At 69.5% G+C, this 14,922-nt stretch carries 13 protein-coding genes; 7 read left to right on the top strand and 6 right to left on the bottom strand.

Going from position 1 to position 14,922, the window contains the following annotated elements:
• The first annotated feature begins 329 nt into the window (after positions 1 to 329).
• Complete coding sequence (locus V5F61_RS14685; protein WP_393988678.1) at positions 330 to 1,922, top strand: 2-isopropylmalate synthase; 1,593 nt, start codon at positions 330 to 332, stop codon at positions 1,920 to 1,922.
• 243 nt (positions 1,923 to 2,165) lie between these two features.
• On the opposite strand, the gene V5F61_RS14680 is transcribed toward V5F61_RS14685, so the two are convergent.
• Positions 2,166 to 3,122, bottom strand: coding sequence for a pirin family protein (locus tag V5F61_RS14680; protein WP_393988679.1), 957 nt, complete (start codon positions 3,120 to 3,122; stop codon positions 2,166 to 2,168).
• Between the two features lie 180 nt (positions 3,123 to 3,302).
• Here V5F61_RS14680 and V5F61_RS14675 point away from each other — a divergent pair, with 180 nt between their 5' ends.
• On the top strand, positions 3,303 to 3,581 hold the full coding sequence (locus tag V5F61_RS14675) for a TM2 domain-containing protein (protein WP_393988680.1): 279 nt from the start codon (positions 3,303 to 3,305) through the stop codon (positions 3,579 to 3,581).
• Positions 3,582 to 3,785: 204 nt separating this feature from the next.
• On the opposite strand, the gene typA is transcribed toward V5F61_RS14675, so the two are convergent.
• On the bottom strand, positions 3,786 to 5,615 hold the full coding sequence (gene typA, locus V5F61_RS14670) for a translational GTPase TypA (protein WP_393988681.1): 1,830 nt from the start codon (positions 5,613 to 5,615) through the stop codon (positions 3,786 to 3,788).
• A gap of 169 nt (positions 5,616 to 5,784) precedes the next feature.
• Between typA and V5F61_RS14665 the strand changes: the two genes are divergently transcribed.
• The 5 genes from V5F61_RS14665 (at position 5,785) to V5F61_RS14645 (ending at position 11,224) form a co-directional block, all read left to right on the top strand.
• Positions 5,785 to 6,213, top strand: coding sequence for an ion channel (locus V5F61_RS14665; RefSeq protein WP_393988682.1), 429 nt, complete (start codon positions 5,785 to 5,787; stop codon positions 6,211 to 6,213).
• Positions 6,214 to 6,390: 177 nt separating this feature from the next.
• Positions 6,391 to 7,608 (top strand): acyl-CoA dehydrogenase family protein, encoded by a 1,218-nt coding sequence (locus tag V5F61_RS14660; RefSeq protein WP_393988683.1) that lies wholly within the window; start codon positions 6,391 to 6,393, stop codon positions 7,606 to 7,608.
• Positions 7,605 to 8,612 (top strand): phosphotransferase family protein, encoded by a 1,008-nt coding sequence (locus V5F61_RS14655; protein ID WP_393988684.1) that lies wholly within the window; start codon positions 7,605 to 7,607, stop codon positions 8,610 to 8,612. Before V5F61_RS14660 ends, V5F61_RS14655 begins: the two co-directional genes overlap by 4 nt.
• 169 nt (positions 8,613 to 8,781) lie before the next feature.
• Positions 8,782 to 9,858, top strand: a complete 1,077-nt coding sequence (locus V5F61_RS14650) for a 3-hydroxyacyl-CoA dehydrogenase (protein WP_393988685.1) — start codon at positions 8,782 to 8,784, stop codon at positions 9,856 to 9,858.
• 181 nt (positions 9,859 to 10,039) lie between these two features.
• Positions 10,040 to 11,224, top strand: a complete 1,185-nt coding sequence (locus V5F61_RS14645; RefSeq protein ID WP_393988686.1) for an acetyl-CoA C-acyltransferase family protein — start codon at positions 10,040 to 10,042, stop codon at positions 11,222 to 11,224.
• A gap of 324 nt (positions 11,225 to 11,548) precedes the next feature.
• Here the strand turns inward: V5F61_RS14645 and V5F61_RS14640 are convergent, their stop codons facing one another.
• From V5F61_RS14640 to V5F61_RS14625, 4 genes are all read right to left on the bottom strand, one after another.
• Positions 11,549 to 12,400, bottom strand: coding sequence for a TetR/AcrR family transcriptional regulator (locus tag V5F61_RS14640; protein ID WP_393988687.1), 852 nt, complete (start codon positions 12,398 to 12,400; stop codon positions 11,549 to 11,551).
• A 284-nt stretch (positions 12,401 to 12,684) separates the two neighbouring features.
• On the bottom strand, positions 12,685 to 13,326 hold the full coding sequence (locus V5F61_RS14635; RefSeq protein ID WP_393988688.1) for a CoA transferase subunit B: 642 nt from the start codon (positions 13,324 to 13,326) through the stop codon (positions 12,685 to 12,687).
• Between the two features lies 1 nt (position 13,327).
• Positions 13,328 to 14,041 carry a CoA transferase subunit A gene (locus V5F61_RS14630; protein WP_393988689.1) on the bottom strand — a complete coding sequence of 238 codons (714 nt, stop codon included), beginning with the start codon at positions 14,039 to 14,041 and terminating at the stop codon, positions 13,328 to 13,330.
• Positions 14,042 to 14,643: 602 nt separating this feature from the next.
• The gene (locus V5F61_RS14625; RefSeq protein ID WP_393988690.1) at positions 14,644 to 14,904 is read right to left on the bottom strand and encodes a hypothetical protein; all 261 of its coding nucleotides are present in this window, start codon (positions 14,902 to 14,904) and stop codon (positions 14,644 to 14,646) included.
• Between the last annotated feature and the right edge of the window lie 18 nt (positions 14,905 to 14,922).

The raw sequence follows: 14,922 nt of genomic DNA, 5'->3' as shown, positions 1-14,922 counted from the left end.
TTCTTGCGCGCCGCGCCGGGGTCGGCTATCACGGCGGCTCCTGAGCGCAACCGCCGAGAGCTGAGCCCCGTGTCGTCCCGCACGACCAAGACTGCCGCCTCTGCAACCCGGACCATCAAGGTTCCCGGGAACAACGCTCTTATTCTGCGCGCGCTTCTCCTCCTTAGCCGCCCCTGAGGGCCGGCCGGGCCATGCCTGGGCGCTCAGGGGACCTGATCCGCCGCCGGAATAACACCCGGCGCCCGTTTCGGCTTATGATCCGGCATCTTCCGCGCCCATGACCTCCCCGAGGGAGGCGGCGCCGCCGGAATGCGAGAAGGACCGTTCCGATGACCGACACCGCTTCCACCGCCTCCGTGACCGCCACGCCCGCGACCGCCACGGAAAAGGACCGCGTCATCATCTTCGACACCACCCTGCGCGACGGCGAGCAGTGCCCCGGCGCCTCCATGACCCTGGAGGAGAAGCTGCAGGTGGCCGAGCTGCTCGACGACATGGGTGTCGATGTGATCGAGGCGGGCTTCCCCATCGCCTCCATCGGCGATTTCGAGAGCGTGTCGGAGATCGCGCGCCGCTCCAAGCGCTCCGTCATCGCCGGCCTCTCCCGCGCCGCCCTGAACGACATCGACCGCTGCGCCGAGGCGGTGAAGCACGCCGCGCGCGCGCGCATCCACACCTTCCTCTCCACCTCGCCGGTGCACATGAAGTACAAGCTCCAGAAGGAGCCGCACCAGGTGCTGGAGATGATCGTGGCCTCGGTCTCGCGCGCCCGCAACCACGTGGACGACGTGGAGTGGTCGTCCGAGGACGGCACCCGCACCGAGATAGACTTCCTCTGCCGCTGCGTGGAGGCCGCCATCGACGCCGGCGCCACCACCATCAACATTCCCGACACCGTGGGCTACACCACCCCGGCCGAGTACCAGGCTTTGTTCCGCACCGTGATCGAGCGGGTGCCCAACTCGGACAAGGCGGTCTTCTCCGCCCATTGCCACGATGATCTCGGCATGGCCGTGGCCAATTCGCTGGCCGCCCTGGCCGGCGGCGCGCGGCAGATCGAGTGCACCCTCAACGGCATCGGCGAGCGGGCCGGCAATGCGGCGCTGGAGGAGGTGGTGATGGCCATCGACACCCGCTCAGATGCCTTCCCCTACCGCACGGGCATCAACACTCGCATGCTCACCCGCGCCTCCAAGCTGGTGTCGGCGGTCACCTCGTTCCCCGTGCAGTACAACAAGGCGATCGTGGGCCGGAACGCCTTCGCCCACGAAAGCGGCATCCACCAGGACGGGATGCTCAAGCACACCCAGACCTACGAGATCATGACTCCCGAGAGCGTGGGCGTTTCCAAGACCTCGCTGGTGATGGGCAAGCATTCCGGCCGCGCCGCCTTCCGCGACAAGCTGAAGACCATGGGCTACGAGCTGGGCGAGAACGCCCTGAATGACGCCTTCGCGCGCTTCAAGGACCTCGCCGACCGCAAGAAGGTGGTCTACGACGAGGACATCGAGGCGCTGGTGGACCAGGGCATCGTGGCCGCCAACGAGCGCATCCGCCTCATCTCCCTCTCCATCATCGCCGGCACCCATGGCCCCCAGCGCGCCACCATGAAGGTGGAGGCGGACGGCGTGGTGAAGACCGAGGAGGCGGAGGGGAACGGCCCGGTGGATGCCACCTTCAACGCCATCAAGGCGCTGGTGCCCCACACCGCCAAGCTGGAGCTCTACCAGGTCCATGCAGTGACCGAGGGCACCGATGCCCAGGCGGAGGTGTCCGTGCGCCTGGAGGAGAACGGCAAGGTGGTGACCGCCCGCGCCGCCGATCCCGACACGCTGGTGGCCTCCGCCCGCGCCTACATCTCGGCCCTCAACAAGCTGCAGACGAAGCGCCAGAGCGTGAACCCGCAGACTGCCGTGGGCTGACGCGCGCCGCGCCGCCCCACCGCGAGACTGCCGACGCCCGGCCTTGGCCGGGCGTTTTCTTTTGGGGCAGGGTGCCGGCCCTGGAGTGATGCCAAAGGTCGCGCGGCGCTTGTGTGAGACCCGCCGGGGCCGCGCGAGGGCCGGCGTCGGCAGCGTGATTCGCCCCCCCCGGCGCACCAGCCCTGTGCCGGCGCCAACGGGCCGGCGGCGACCTGCACCGGCGCGCCCTGCCGCGAATTCGCTTTACCCGCGCGGGCGCTGGGCGCGGGGGCGGCCGGGGCCGTCCTCGGGCGCGGGGATGAATTCGTCATGGTCGGTGGGAATGAGGTCGAAGCGGCCCTGCCGCCACGCCTCCCGCGCCGCGTCGATGCGCTCCAGGCGGGAGGAGACGAAGTTCCACCAGATGTAGCGTGGGCCCTCCAGCGCGGCGCCGCCGAGCAGCAGCACCCGCGCCGGCCCGCGCGCCCGCGCATGGGTGGAAAGGCCGTTGCGGATCACCAGCATCCGCCCCGTGGGGAAGGGCGTGCCGTCCACCTCCACCTCGCCTTCGAGGATGAACAGCGCGCGCTCCTCGTGCTCCGCATCGAGCGGCAGCGCGGCGCCATCGGCAAGGCGCGCGTCCACGTAGACAGTGGGGGAGGCGAGCGGCACGGGGGAGGCGGCGCCAAAGGCGGAGCCCATGATGATCCGCGCCGAAACGCCGCCATCCTCCAGCAGCGGCAGCTCGGCGGCGCCGGCGTGGAAGAAGTCCGGCGCACCCTCCTCCCGCGCCTCGGGCAGCGCGAGCCAGAGCTGGACGCCGGAAAGAAGCCCGCCCTGCGCCTTCACTGCCGCATCGTGGCGTTCTGAGTGCACGATGCCGCGCCCGGCGGTCATGAGGTTCACGGCGCCGGGGGTGATGACCTGCGCACTGCCCAGGCTGTCGCGGTGAATCATCTGCCCGTCGAGCAGATAGGTGACGGTGGCGAGGCCGATATGCGGATGGGGGCGTACATCTTCGGCCTGGTGCGGGCCGAAGCGCACGGGGCCCATGCGGTCGAAGAAGATGAAGGGGCCGATCATCTGCCCCTGGGCGGAGGGCAGCACGCGGCCCACCTCCATGCCGCCGATATCGCGGCTGCGGGGCACGAGGACGGTTTCCACCGCCGCGCAGCCGGCGGCATCGCCGGGCGCGGGATCGGGACAGGGAACGAAGCTCATGGGCGGCACCTCCGGAGGGCGGGGCAGCGCGCCGGCCGCGAAACGGCGGCGCGGACGGGTAAATAGGGGGTGATGCGTTGCGGCGTGGTGGTCCGTGTCGCGGGCGGCCGGCACGTCTTTCTCGCTGCGGCGAACCGGCGTAGGAGTGCCGGCGCCCCACTCAGAACCGCGGATCTCCCGATGTCCCCAGACCTTGCCACCCGAACCTACATTGAAGCGCGGCTTGCCAATGACGGGCCGAGCATGACGCTCGCCTACATGTTCTGGCTGTTCCTGGGGCTATTTTCGGCCCATCGCTTCTACCTTGGCAAGACCGGCACGGCGATCCTGCAGATCGTGTCCTATTTCTTCGTGATCGGCGTCATCTGGTTCATCGTGGATGCCTTCCTGCTGCCCGATCTCGTGCGGGCGCGGCAGGAGGAGATTCGCCGCCGCATCGCCGGGCAGATCCTGGCCTGACGCCACCGACCGGTGGGCTGACCCAAGGATTTTGCGCCACGTCCACCTGGAGACCGTACGCCCCCGCTGGGGGAAGTCCGCGCGGCGCCGGTTGCCGCGGGGGCCCGATGGCGACGTGCCATGAAAAAAGCCCGGCCGCGGGGCCGGGCTTTTTTCATGGTCGGGCGGAGGGGCGGGTTCAGGCCGCCCTGCTCACGCGGTTCTTCAGGCCATCTCGCTCACGCCCTTGCGCTCGTTGCGCTTGCGTTCGTTGGGATCGAGGTAGCGCTTGCGCAGGCGGATGGACTTCGGCGTCACCTCCACCAGCTCGTCGTCCTGGATCCAGGCCAGGGCGCGCTCGAGCGTCATGCGGATCGGCGGGGTCAGGCGCACAGCCTCGTCCTTGGAGGTGGTGCGGATGTTGGTGAGCTTCTTGCCCTTGAGCACGTTCACTTCCAGGTCGTTATCCCGGTTGTGGATGCCCACCAGCATGCCCTGATACACCTTCCAGCCCGGCTCGATGATCATCGGGCCGCGGTCTTCCAGGTTCCACAGGGCATAGGCCACCGCCTCGCCCTGCTCGTTGGAGATCAGCACGCCGTTCACCCGGCCGGCGATCTCGCCCTTGTAGGGGGCGTAATCGTGGAACAGGCGGTTCATGATGGCGGTGCCGCGGGTGTCGGTGAGCAGCTCCGACTGGTAGCCGATGAGGCCGCGGGTGGGGGCGTAGAACACGAGGCGCTGGCGATTACCGCCGGAGGGGCGCATCTCGATCATCTCGGCCTTGCGCTCGCTCATCTTCTGCACGACGGTGCCGGAATATTCCTCATCCACGTCGATGAGGACTTCCTCGATGGGCTCCAGCACGTTGCCGCTGGCCTCGTCCTTCTGGAACACAACGCGCGGACGCGACACGGCGAGCTCGAAGCCCTCGCGGCGCATGGTCTCGATCAGCACCGCGAGCTGGAGTTCGCCGCGGCCGGACACGAAGAAGGAATCCTTCTCCGTGGATTCCTCGATCTTGAGCGCCACATTGCCTTCGGCCTCGCGGAACAGGCGGTCGCGGATGACGCGGCTCGTGACCTTGTCGCCCTCGGTGCCGGCCAGCGGGCTGTCGTTCACGATGAAGGTCATGGTGACGGTGGGCGGGTCGATGGGCTGGGCGGCCAGCGGCTCGGTCACTTCGGGCGCGCAGAAGGTGTCGGCGACGGTGCCCTTGGACAGGCCGGCGATGGCGACGATGTCGCCCGCGACGCCTTCCTCGATGGGCTGGCGCTCAATGCCGCGGAAGGCGAGGATCTTGGACACGCGGCCCTGCTCCACCAGGGAGCCGTCCTGCGCCAGCACCTTGATCGCCTGGTTCGGCTTCAGGGTGCCGGAGGTGATGCGCCCGGTGAGCATGCGGCCGAGGAAGGGGTTGGCTTCCAGCAGCGTGCCGATCATGCGGAACGGGCCCTCATGCACGGTCGGCGCAGGCACGTGCTTCAGCACGAGGTCGAACAGGGGGGCCATGCCCTGGTCCTGCGGGCCCTCGGGGCTGTCGGCCATCCAGCCGCTGCGGCCGGAGCCGTAGAGGATGGGGAAATCGAGCTGCTCGTCGGTGGCGTCGAGCGCCGCGAACAGGTCGAACACCTCGTTGATCACCTCGGTCGGCCGGGCGTCGGAGCGGTCCACCTTGTTGATGGCGACGATCGGCTTCAGGCCGATCTTGAGCGCCTTGCCGACCACGAACTTGGTCTGCGGCATGGGGCCCTCGGCGGCGTCCACCAGCACGATGGCGCCGTCCACCATGTTCAGGATGCGCTCCACCTCGCCGCCGAAGTCGGCGTGGCCGGGGGTGTCGACGATGTTGATGCGGGTATCCTTCCACACCACCGAGGTGGCCTTGGCGAGGATGGTGATGCCGCGTTCCTTTTCCAGGTCGTTGGAATCCATCACGCGCTCGGCCACGCGCTGGTTCTCGCGGTAGGAGCCCGACTGCTTGAGAAGCTCGTCCACCAGGGTGGTCTTGCCGTGGTCGACGTGGGCGATGATGGCGATATTGCGCAGCTTCATGGGCTTCCAGCACCAAAACGCGAGACCGAGTTCCTCGGGCCCGCCAGAGAAAGGGGAAAGTTGCGCTGCAAAATACACACAAAGGGCCGAAGATCAATGCGCGGCTGGCATTCATCGGCGCGGGGTGGCATCTCGGGCCCGGGCGCGGCCGCGTCTTTCGGGAGGAGTCATGCAGCTCGGCGAGATCGTGTTCGGCCTTCTGGTGAGCGCCATCACCATTGCCATGCAGGCGGTGCTCACGGTCGCACTGGTGCGGGCCCTGCAGAAGCGCGCCCATCGCCGCGTGAAGGAACACTCCCTGCCCACCCTGCTCGCGGTCATGAGCGGCACCGGCGTGGCGCTGACGCTCGGGCACTTCCTCCAGGCCATGGTCTGGGGGGTGCTTTATGTGGTGGTGGGCGCGGCCCCGGCCCAGGTCGCCTTCTATCTGGCGCTGGAGAACTTCACGACCCTCGGCTACGGCGATGTGCTGCCCGCCCACGAATGGCGGCTGCTCGGGCCCATCACCTCCTGCAACGGCCTGCTGCTGTTCGGCTGGTCCACGGCGCTGCTCTACGCGGTGCTGAACCGCGCCATCCAGACGCTGCGGCTGTTCTGAGAGGCGGTCTTCGCCGCCGGGGCCTTGCGCCCCGGTTGCGGCTCAACTAAAAAACGAGCGCTCGCTCGTAATTTGAGGTGGGCGTTATTGCGCCGCAAGATGTTTCGGCCGGTCGGTCCGAACCCGCGGCATGGGCCGGAGGCGGGCGCGCCGTCCCGGTGAAAGCGGAGGCACGCCATGGATTTCGCCATCTCCCCAGAGCTCGATGCGCTCCGCGCGCGCATCGCCGATTTCGTGGCCGGGGAGATCCTCCCCCACGAGGCCGACCCCGCGGCTTATGACGCCCACGAGAACATCCGGCCCGACCTGCTGGCGGCCCTGCGCGCCAAGGCTCGCGCCGCCGGCCTGTGGTGCCTGCAGCTGAAACGGGAGAACGGCGGGCTCGGTGTCGGCCGGGTGGGCATGGCGGTGTGCTACCCGCAGATGAACCGCTCCATCTTCGGGCCGGTGGTATTCAATTCCGCCGCGCCCGACGACGGCAACATGATGATGTTCGAGGCGGTGGGCACGCCGGACCAGAAGACGCGCTGGCTCGTCCCCATCGTCGAGGGGAAGGTGCGCTCGGCCTTCGCCATGACCGAGCCCCACCCCGGTGGCGGCTCCGACCCCGGCATGATGCTCACCCGCGCCGAGGCGCAGCCGAACGGCGCCTACCGAATTTATGGCCGCAAGTGGTTCATCACCGGGGCGGAGGAGGCGGCGCACTTCACCGTCATCGCCCGCACCTCGGACGATCCGCGCACCGGCCTCACCGCTTTCGCCTTCCACCGCGATGCGCCGGGCTGGCGCATCGTGCGGCGCATCCCCATCATGGGGCCGGAGGAGCACGGCGGCCATTGCGAGCTGGAGTTCGACGGCTTGGAGATCCCGCCGGAAGACATCCTGCTGGGTGTCGGCAAGGGGCTGAAGGTCACGCAGATCCGCCTGGGCCCGGCGCGTCTCACCCATTGCATGCGCTGGCTGGGGCTCGCCGCCCGCTGTGTCGAGATCGCGCGGGAATATGCCGCCGAGCGCCAGGGCTTCGGCGTGCGGCTGGCGGACCGGGAGAGCGTGCAGCTCATGCTGGGGCGGCTCGCCATGGAGATCGAGATCGGCCATTTGCTGGTGATGAAGGCGGCCTGGGAGCTGGATCGCGGCGGGCTCGCCCGCAAGGAGGTGTCCATGGCCAAGATCCAGGCCGCCAACACGCTGCACCAGGCGGCCGACACCGCCATCCAGATCAACGGCGCGCGCGGCTATTCCAAGGACACGGTGCTGGAGTGGGTCTACCGCTACGCTCGGCAGGCGCGGCTGGTTGATGGCGCCGACGAGGTACACCGCATGGTGCTGAACCGCTTCCTGGACAAGGAGCAGGGCGACTTCTGGCGCTGGCCGGTGGCGGGAGGGGCGGCATGAGCGCCGGCTTCGATGTCGCCGCGCTCGATGCGTGGCTGAAGGCCCGTGTGGACGGCCTTCGCGGCGCGCCGCGCCTCTCGGCCATCGCCGGCGGGCAGTCCAACCCCACCTTCTTCGTGGATTATGACGGGCGCGCCCTGGTGCTGCGCAAGCAGCCGCCGGGGGATCTGCTGCCTTCGGCCCATGCGGTGGACCGCGAATACCGCATCATCCGCGCGCTGGCAGGCACCGGCGTGCCGGTGCCGCCCGCGCTCGCCTATTGCGCGGAGCGGGAGGTCATCGGCACCCCCTTCTACGTGATGGAGAAGGTGGAGGGGCGGGTGTTCCACGACTGCACCCTGCCGGGCGTGCCGCGAGAGGAACGGGCTGCCATGTACACGGCCATGGCGCGTACCCTCGCCGCCTTCCACAATGTGGACCACGTGGCCGTCGGCCTCGCCGATTTCGGAAAGCCCGGCAACTATTTCGCCCGCCAGATCGGGCGCTGGAGCCGGCAGTGGGCACTTTCGCGGACGCGCGAGGACGCGAACATCGAGCATCTGGTGGCGTGGCTGCCGGCGCACATCCCCGCCGACGACACCACCAGCCTCGTGCACGGTGACTACCGCATTGGCAACCTCATGTTCCACCCCACCCGGCCCGAGGTGGTGGCGGTGCTGGACTGGGAGCTCTCCACCCTCGGCCATCCGCTGGCGGACCTCGCCCACTGCGCCATGGCCTGGGTGTCGCAGCCGGACGAGTACGGCGGCATCGCGGGGCTCGATCTCGATGCCCTCGGCATTCCCGTGCTTCCCGCCTTCGTGGCGGAATATGATGCGGTCGCGCGCCATGGCCAGGCGTTGACCGACTTCCACATGGCCTTCGCTTTGTTCCGCTGGGCGGTGATCTTCGAGGGCATCGCCGCCCGCGCCAGGGCGGGCAACGCCAATGACGCCAACGCCGCCGACACCGGCCGCCTCGCCGCCGCCTTCGCCCGTCGCGCGGCCGCGCTGACGGGCGCCTGAGCCAGGCCGCGCGGGGGCATTGCGCGGCGGGGCGCGGAGGGGTATGGAGAAAAACCAAACAATCGTTTGATACAGTCGCATGACAGGCTCGCGGCGGTTGCCGAAGACCGCTGTGGGCTGCATCGGGAAGGCGCCCGGAGGGCATCCCTCGGGCCGAAAGGAACAGGGCATGGAGCGATTGGCGGTCATCGGCGCCGGCCTCATGGGCGGCGGCATCGCGCTCGACGCGGCGCGCCACGGGCTGGAGGTCGCGGTTTTCGACCAGCGGCCGGACGGCTTCGAGAAGCTGAAGGCCCGCGCCGCCGGCGTCTATGCCCGTTGGGTGAAGAACGGCCGCATGGCGCAGGCCGATGCCGATGCCGCCCTCGCGCGTCTTCTGCCCGCCGCCGATCTCGCGACCGTCGGCGCCGCCGACGTGGTGGTGGAGGCGGTGTTCGAGGATCTCGCCGTCAAGCGCGCGCTGTTCGCGCAGCTGGAAGGGCATCTCGCCCCCGGCGCCATCCTCGCCACCAACACCAGCGCCCTGAAGGTGGGCGATCTCGCCGAGGGCTTCACCTTCGCGCCGCGCTTCCTGGGGCTGCACTATTTCAGCCCGGCGGAAGTCTCGCCCCTGGTGGAGGTGGTGCGCTCGGCGGCTACCGCGGAGGCGACGGTGGAAAAGGCGCTCGCCTTCCTGCGGCACACCCGCCGCACGCCGCTGCCCTGCAAGGACCGGCCGGGCTTCGCCATCAACCGCTTCTTCTGCCCCTATTACAACGAAGCGGTCCGCATCGTGGAAGACGGCGTCGCCGGCACGGCGGACGTGGACCAGGTGGCGCAGGAGCGCCTGGGGGCCGCGGCTGGCCCGTTCACGGTGATGAACCTCGTGCGTCCGGCGGTCTCCGCCCACGCCATGGAAAACCTCGCCGCGCTCGGGCCCTTCTACGCCACCGCGGGCCTGCTGAAGACCCAGGCGGAAACGGGGGCCGACTGGCCCCTCGACGGCCGGGTGCCCGGCGCCGATCTCGACCGCGTCGAGCAGCGCCTGCTGGGCGCCCTGGCGCTGCCGGCGCTGGAACTGCAGGCCGAGGGCGTGGCCGCGCCGGAAGCGGTGGACCAGGGCGCCACGATGGCGCTGAAGTTCAAGGAGGGTCCCTTCGCCCTCATGCGCCGCTATGGTGCCGCAACCGTCGAGGCGGCGGTGCGCGGCCTCTGCGCGCGTGACGGCCACCCGCTGCCGGCCCTCGCGCCGATGGCGGCGGCCTGATCCGAAGGCCCGTGGGCGTGGCTCTCGGGCCTTCGGTCGAGCCCGCGCGGCACTTGAGTGAAATGAACCGGCGCCGGTCGAGGACCGGGGCCGATGGCGTGAGGCCTGCGCCGCAGGTCTGCGCGTTTTTTCGATGCCGGGCGTCAGCGCCCACCCCACAGGTTTCCGGGAGGAGCCCACCATGAGCAACGCCGAAGTCTTCATCGTTTCCGGCGCCCGCACGCCCATCGGCGATTTCGGCGGCGCGCTGAAGGACATTCCCCCCACCGCCCTCGGCGCCCATGCCGCCAAGGCGGCCATCGCCCGCGCCGGCATCGCCGGCGCTGATGTCGGCCACACGGTGGTGGGCAACGTCATCCACACCGAGGCGCGCGACATGTACATCTCGCGCGTGGCGGCCATGGAGGCGGGCGTGCCCAAGGAAACGCCCGCCCTCACCGTGAACCGCCTGTGCGGCTCGGGCCTCCAGGCCATCGTCAACGCCACCCAGATCCTGAGGCTGGGCGATGCGGAAATCGCGCTCGCCGGCGGCGCCGAGAGCATGAGCCGCGGCGGCTACCTCATGCCCGCCGCCCGCTGGGGCCAGCGCATGGGCTCCACCACCGCGGTGGACATGATGGTGGGCGTGCTCACCGATCCGTTCGGCCACGGCCACATGGGCGTCACCGCCGAGAACGTCTCCGAGCGCTACGGCGTCTCGCGCGAGGAGCAGGACGCCGCCGCGGTGGAGAGCCATCGCCGCGCCGCCGCCGCCATCGCCGCCGGCCATTTCAAGGACCAGATCGCCCCGGTGGAGATCACCACCCGCAAGGGCACGGTGGTGTTCGACACCGACGAGCACGTGCGCGCCGACGTGAGCACGGCGGACATGACCAAGCTGCGCCCCGTTTTCAAGAAGGACGGCACGGTGACCGCCGGCAACGCCTCCGGCATCAACGACGGCGCCGCCATGGTCATCCTCGCCACCGGCGAGGCGGTGAAAGCCAAGGGCCTGAAGCCCATGGCGCGGCTCGTTTCCTACGGCCTCGCGGGGGTCGATCCCTCGGAGATGGGCATGGGCCCGGTGCCGGCGGTGAAGATCGCCCTCGCCAAGGCCGGCCTTTCGCTTGATGCCATCGACCTCATCGAGTCCAACGAGGCGTTCGCCGCCCAGGCCTGCGCGGTGAGCCGCGCGCTCGGCTTCGACCCGGCCAAGGTGAACCCCAATGGCGGCGCCATAGCCCTCGGCCATCCGGTGGGCGCCTCCGGCGCCGTGCTCACGGTGAAGGCCATCTACGAGCTGCAGCGCACGGGCCAGCGCTATGGCCTCATCACCATGTGCATCGGCGGCGGCCAGGGCATCGCCGCCATCGTCGAGCGGGTCTGACGCCTCTCGGTTCCGGAGCCGAAGGCCTGCGCTGCTCTCGCGGGTCTTCGTCCCAGCCGGCATGCGCTGGAGCGGGGTCCGCCTGGAGCGCCTTCGAGCGAAGTACGGCCGGTTCGCGTGAAGAAAGCGCGCTAACTCAGGAAACCAGGGCGTTTCGCTGATGTCATGAAACGGGGAATGGCTTCAGCCCCGGTGGAAAACCGAGGCCGAAGGCATAAGCCCTCCGCGAAGGTCCGGCGCATCCGGGCCTGAGCTGGCGGTCGGCGCGGGACGGGGCGCGCCGGCTGCCGCGGAGGGGAAGGGGGCGGGCGGGCTTTGGCGCGCTCAGCCTCCGGCCGGCGCCTTGCTGCCCTGCGCCGCCGTGCGTCGCCGGCGGGCGGGCTTGGGTGCCTCTCCCGCCTGCGGCACGGCGGGCGCGGCCTCGCCGGTGGCGTCCGCCGCTGATGGCGGGCTCCGCCGGCCCGGCGCCTTGGCGCGTGGCGCCACCGATCGTGGCGCCAGAGCCGCGAGCACGAAGTCGCTCACCCGCGCGGCATAGGTGGCGGCGTTCACGCCGCGCTTCCTGTACTTGCCGCGCTTCACGTACCAGTCCTGCAGCAGCGGCTTGATGAGGGTGGCGGTGAAGCCGGTGTCGGCCACCGCGAAGCATCCGGTGCGCACGCCGTCTTCCAGCACCTGCGCGAACATGCGCTCGGTGGCGAGCTCGCTCTCCACCGCCGCCTTGCGCGCGGGGGCTGGAAAGGCCTTCGCCTCCATGTAGGCGAACACGAACCAGGGCTGCATGGCCTCCGAGAGGGAGACGTGGGTGGCGATGAGCCAGGAGAGGTGCCGGGCGGGATCGGCGCGCACCTCCGCCGGCACCGCGCCCAGCGCCTCGGTGACGGCGTCGGCTACCTGCTCCAGGATCATGAGCAGCAGGGTGTCCTTGCCGTCGAAATAGGAATAGAGCCCACCCATGCTGATGCCCGCCGCGCGGGAGAGGTCCCGCAGGGTGGTGGCGTGGAAGCCCTGCCGGTTGGAGAGGGTGAGCACCGCCTCGACGATGCGGGCGAGGTTGGCCACCGCCACATGGGGCTTCTGCACCTTGATGGTGTCGCGGTGGCGCTCGTAGATGCGTCCGCACAGGGCGTTCAGGGTATGATCCGCGCCCGCGGCGGCCCGCCGCTCCTCGCTCAATGTCGCTCTCCCCCGCCGCTTATGCCGGTCGGCCGGCCCGCTGCCGTTTCACAAGGCCGATCGTGGGAATGACACGCCCGGCGGTGGAAAAGTCAAGCGAGCGTTCGTTCGGCAATGCGGCAAATCGGGCGTTCGGCAGCGGTGCGTCCTCCCGGCAGGGGGTGCGCTCCGTGTTGCGGCGCGTTCCGCCGGCGACCGCACGAAAGCGGGCGGGGCAGCCTTCGCCGCCCCGCCCGCGCATCATGGCCGGGCGCGCCGCCAGGGGCGGTGCGCCGCAGCGGATCTCAGAGCCCGACCTCGAACTTTGCGGCGGTCTTGGCCTTCACCTCGTCGAGCGAGACGCCCGGCGCCAGCTCCTTCAGCACCAGCGTGCCGCCGCGCTTGGTGAACTCGAACACGGCAAGGTCGGTGATGACGAAGTCGGTCACATGGGTACCGGTGAGGGGGAGCGTGCAGCGCTCCACCAGCTTCGGCGCGCCGGACTTCTCCACATGCTCCATGAGCACGATCACTTCCTTGGCGCCGGCCACCAGGTCCATGGCGCCGCCCATGCCCTTCACCATCTTGCCCGGCACCATCCAGTTGGCGATGTCGCCGTGCTCGGACACCTGCATGGAGCCGAGGATGGACAGGTCCATGTGACCGCCGCGGATCATCGCGAACGAATCGGCGCTGGAGAAGTAGGCGGTCTCCGGCACCTCGGTCACGGTCTGCTTGCCGGCGTTGATGAGGTCGGCATCCTCGTCGCCCTCATAGGGGAAGGGGCCGATGCCGAGCATGCCGTTCTCGCTCTGGAAGGTCACGGTCATGCCGGGGGGCAGGGCGTTGGCCACCAGGGTGGGGATGCCGATGCCGAGGTTCACGTAGAAGCCGTCGCGGATCTGCTGGGCGGCGCGGGCCGCCATCTGGTCACGGGTCCAGGCCATCTCACTTCACCTCTTCGCGCTTGCGGGTGGTCACCTTCTCGATCCGCTTCTCGGCGTCCTTGCTGACGACGATCCGATCGACGTAGATGCCGGGCGTGTGGATGTGATCGGGATCGAGCGCGCCGACCTCCACCAGTTCCTCCACCTCGGCCACCGTGATCTTGCCGGCGGTGGCCATCATCGGGTTAAAGTTGCGGGCGGTCTTGCGGTAGACGAGGTTGCCCGCCTTGTCGGCCTTCCACGCCTTGACGATGGAGAGGTCCGCGTGGAGCGCGGTCTCCAGCACGTACATGTGGCCGTCGAACTCGGCGGTGGGCTTGCCCTCGGCGATGATCGTGCCGTAGCCGGTCTTGGTGTAGAAGGCCGGGATGCCGGCGCCGCCGGCGCGGATGCGCTCGGCCAGCGTGCCCTGGGGGTTGAATTCCAGCTCCAGCGCGCCCTCGATATAGAGCTTCTCGAACAGCTTGTTCTCGCCCACGTAGGACGAGACCATCTTCTTGATCTGGTCGTTGGCGAGCAGGATGCCGAGGCCGAAGTCGTCAATGCCGCAATTGTTCGAGATCACCGTGAGGTGCCGGGGGCCGAGGTCGCGAATGGCCGCGATGAGATTCTCGGGAATGCCGCAGAGCCCGAAGCCGCCGGCCATGATGGTCATGCCGTCGGCAAGGATGCCGTCGAGAGCACTTTTCGCGTCGGCGAAAACCTTGTTACGCATCGATGAAGTCCCTCCGTGGAGCCGGTTTTCCCCCGATCAGTTCGGCGGCCTCGCCGGCGAAGGCAACCGTGACCCGCTTCATCTGTCTCGCGACATGCGCGGACACTCCCCTGGAACCGGCGCCCCAAGGGCGCGGTGAGCTCTCGACGATCACCGAGGAAGGACCCTCCGGACCCGTGGGGTCGCGCCCGCGCGCCGTGGCGAATGGCGGCGGTCTGGGTGTTTCGTAATGCGCGCCGCCGGTCATGCCAAGGGGCTGATGGACCACAGGGCGCAGGAAGTGGGGAAAGCCGGAGAATCAGGCGGAATGCTGCATTGCGGCAGGCGGTCGGGCCTCGCCGCATCTGCCGCAGGGGAGGGGAGCAGGACGTGAGGCGCGTTCCAGGGCATCGCCGCCCGTCTTTGTCCCAGCGGCACGGCGCACCCTGGAGGAGGGGCGGGATTATTTTTCCGCCGTAGGGCGTCACCGCCGAGGGGGCTCTCGGATCGGGGCGGTCCGCGAGTGCTTGCCCTTTCCTCACGGTGCGCGAACGGCGCCCCGTCCGGGCGCTCGTGCTGCGCCCGCGCCGCAAACCGTCGGCGGCGTTGCCCGCGTCGGCTCTCTATTTATGCCGCTTCTTGCCCCCGTGGGCCTCGCTCTTTGGCGTCTCCTCGGGGTGGCAGATGGTGGCGGGCGTGTTGCGGACCATGGAGGGCGGGTCACTGGCCGGAAAGCTCTGGTCCAGCTCCTCGTCGAGCTGGCGGGCGAGGGAATCGGGGGTGCGGCAGGCTTCGCCGCCCATGGGCTGGGGCGCGCTTGCCGGAGGCGCCGCGCCTTTGGACTTGGAAGCGGGGTTGGAGGCGTGGCTGTGGGCCTTGGACATGACGGTCTCCCTGGCTGC

The organism is Xanthobacter sediminis (genome assembly GCF_043195015.1).
In the GTDB taxonomy this organism is placed as follows: domain Bacteria; phylum Pseudomonadota; class Alphaproteobacteria; order Rhizobiales; family Xanthobacteraceae; genus Xanthobacter.
Note: the sequence above shows the minus strand (reverse complement) of the source record. Positions and strands in the feature narration are given on the sequence as shown.

What these genes read in the sequence shown, in the direction of transcription:
- typA (WP_393988681.1), bottom strand. Translation starts at nt 5,615, where the DNA reads ATGAAGCTGCGCAATATCGCCATCATCGCCCACGTCGACCACGGCAAG.
- V5F61_RS14630 (WP_393988689.1), bottom strand. Translation starts at nt 14,041, where the DNA reads ATGCGTAACAAGGTTTTCGCCGACGCGAAAAGTGCTCTCGACGGCATC.
- V5F61_RS14660 (WP_393988683.1), top strand. Translation starts at nt 6,391, where the DNA reads ATGGATTTCGCCATCTCCCCAGAGCTCGATGCGCTCCGCGCGCGCATC.
- V5F61_RS14625 (WP_393988690.1), bottom strand. Translation starts at nt 14,904, where the DNA reads ATGTCCAAGGCCCACAGCCACGCCTCCAACCCCGCTTCCAAGTCCAAA.
- V5F61_RS14655 (WP_393988684.1), top strand. Translation starts at nt 7,605, where the DNA reads ATGAGCGCCGGCTTCGATGTCGCCGCGCTCGATGCGTGGCTGAAGGCC.
- V5F61_RS14665 (WP_393988682.1), top strand. Translation starts at nt 5,785, where the DNA reads ATGCAGCTCGGCGAGATCGTGTTCGGCCTTCTGGTGAGCGCCATCACC.
- V5F61_RS14650 (WP_393988685.1), top strand. Translation starts at nt 8,782, where the DNA reads ATGGAGCGATTGGCGGTCATCGGCGCCGGCCTCATGGGCGGCGGCATC.
- V5F61_RS14645 (WP_393988686.1), top strand. Translation starts at nt 10,040, where the DNA reads ATGAGCAACGCCGAAGTCTTCATCGTTTCCGGCGCCCGCACGCCCATC.
- V5F61_RS14635 (WP_393988688.1), bottom strand. Translation starts at nt 13,326, where the DNA reads ATGGCCTGGACCCGTGACCAGATGGCGGCCCGCGCCGCCCAGCAGATC.
- V5F61_RS14685 (WP_393988678.1), top strand. Translation starts at nt 330, where the DNA reads ATGACCGACACCGCTTCCACCGCCTCCGTGACCGCCACGCCCGCGACC.
- V5F61_RS14675 (WP_393988680.1), top strand. Translation starts at nt 3,303, where the DNA reads ATGTCCCCAGACCTTGCCACCCGAACCTACATTGAAGCGCGGCTTGCC.
- V5F61_RS14680 (WP_393988679.1), bottom strand. Translation starts at nt 3,122, where the DNA reads ATGAGCTTCGTTCCCTGTCCCGATCCCGCGCCCGGCGATGCCGCCGGC.